Here is a 1771-nt window from a genome sequence, read left to right on the forward strand (position 1 = left end):
GAAAGGAGGATCCGCCATGGATCAGGAAAAACAACAAAACATTGCTCTTATGAGATACTCTGTTATCTCTCCAATCATTTCAGGTCTCTGGGAAGACTACTCATCCCTTACGGCTTTCTTTAATGACGCCTCAGCCAAGGGAGTTTTAGCTCCTGATGGCTCGGTCAAGCACTTTGCACCACAGACCATTGAGCGCTGGTACCGTAACTACAAGAAAGGCGGTTTTGATGCTCTCATCCCTACAGGCCGTGTGGATCAGGGTCTGCCCCGAAAGCTGGATGCAGATCTTCAGGAACAGATCAGATATCTCAAAACCAACTACCCCCGCATGTCCGCAGCATCTATCCACAGACAGCTTCAGGATAACGGAAGCATAAAAGTAGGCACTGTTTCAGAATCAACAGTCAACCGCTACGTCAATCAGCTCTCACTTGAAATGAAGACCACCACAAACCCTGACATGCGACGTTACGAGCGCCCACACATCAACGAGGTATGGTGCGGAGATTCAAGCGTTGGCCCCTATCTTAAGACCGATGATGGCAAGAAGCATAAAGTCTACATCATTGCCCTCATCGATGATGCCAGCAGGTTCATCGTAGGCATAGATGTTTTCTTCAATGACAACTTTGTTAACCTCATGTCTGTCATAAAATCAGCAGTTGCAAAGTATGGACGTCCACAGATGTTCAACTTTGACAATGGCAGTTCCTACAAGAACAAGCAGATGGAACTCCTTGCCGCCCGCATCGGCTCAGTCATCCATTATGACCAGCCTTACACGCCTACACAGAAAGCAAAGATCGAGCGCTGGTTCCGCACCATGAAAGATCAGTGGATGTCAGGCCTCGACATCAGGGATTTCCATTCCCTCGATGAACTCAGAGGTAATCTCTTTGCCTATGTGCAGAAGTACAATCAGACCGTACATTCTTCCTTAAACGGAAGATCACCGCAGGACAGATACTTCTCAGAACCAAATCTTTTCCACCGCCTCAGCGATGAAGAGATAGACCACTCCTTCCTCCTCGAAATCGAAAGAAGAGTCTCGGCTGATAATGTCATCACCATAGACCAGGTTGAATACGAAGTGGACTGCCGTTTTTCAAAGCAGCATATCAAGCTCCGCTATTCTCCAGGGCTTGACGAAATTTACATTGTTGAAGCCGATGGAACACTTACGCCAATCCGTCTCCTAAACAAAGTGGAGAATTCCAAAGTTAAGAGAGACAAGGTACATATCTGCAGAGGAGAAGACTGATGGAATACTTTACACGCTACGGGCTTGAGTTTAACCCATTTATCAAGAACTCAAGGGAGATAATCGTTGATACCGCAGAACACAGGGAAGCCCTGTTCCGCCTTGACTACCTGGCCAAGACCAAAGGATTCGGCCTGCTCACCGGAAGTCCCGGTAGAGGCAAGACAACTGTCATAAGGCACTGGTCATCATCGCTGAATCCCTCGCTGTATAAAGTTATATATTCAAGTCTTTCCACCCTGACCCCGAATGATTTCTACAGAAATCTTGTTTCAGAGTTTGGCGCCCAGCCTGCATTCAAGAAACCAAGTAATTTCAAGATCATCCAGGAAGAAGTCACACGCCTGTCCGTTGAAAAGAGGAAAACGCCTGTGATCATCATTGATGAAGCGAACTATATCAACAATGCCATCCTTAACGATCTCAAGATTCTTTTTAACTTTGAGATGGATTCCAGGGACAGAGCAGTCATTCTGCTTGCCGGACTTCCGAACCTTAATTCCACACTCG

General features: G+C 46.8%; 2 protein-coding genes. Both read left to right on the forward strand.

Annotated features, from left to right (window positions below):
* The first annotated feature begins 16 nt into the window (after window positions 1-16).
* Complete coding sequence (locus tag G622_RS0119805; protein WP_026512086.1) at window positions 17-1261, forward strand: DDE-type integrase/transposase/recombinase; 1245 nt, start codon at window positions 17-19, stop codon at window positions 1259-1261.
* The coding region (locus G622_RS25555; RefSeq protein ID WP_155831571.1) for an ATP-binding protein at window positions 1261-1771 on the forward strand (511 nt) is incomplete at its 3' end. The genes G622_RS0119805 and G622_RS25555, both read left to right, overlap by 1 nt.

This window comes from Butyrivibrio sp. LC3010 (genome assembly GCF_000424385.1).
In the GTDB taxonomy this organism is placed as follows: domain Bacteria; phylum Bacillota; class Clostridia; order Lachnospirales; family Lachnospiraceae; genus Butyrivibrio.

What these genes read in the sequence shown, in the direction of transcription:
- G622_RS0119805 (WP_026512086.1), top strand. Translation starts at nt 17, where the DNA reads ATGGATCAGGAAAAACAACAAAACATTGCTCTTATGAGATACTCTGTT.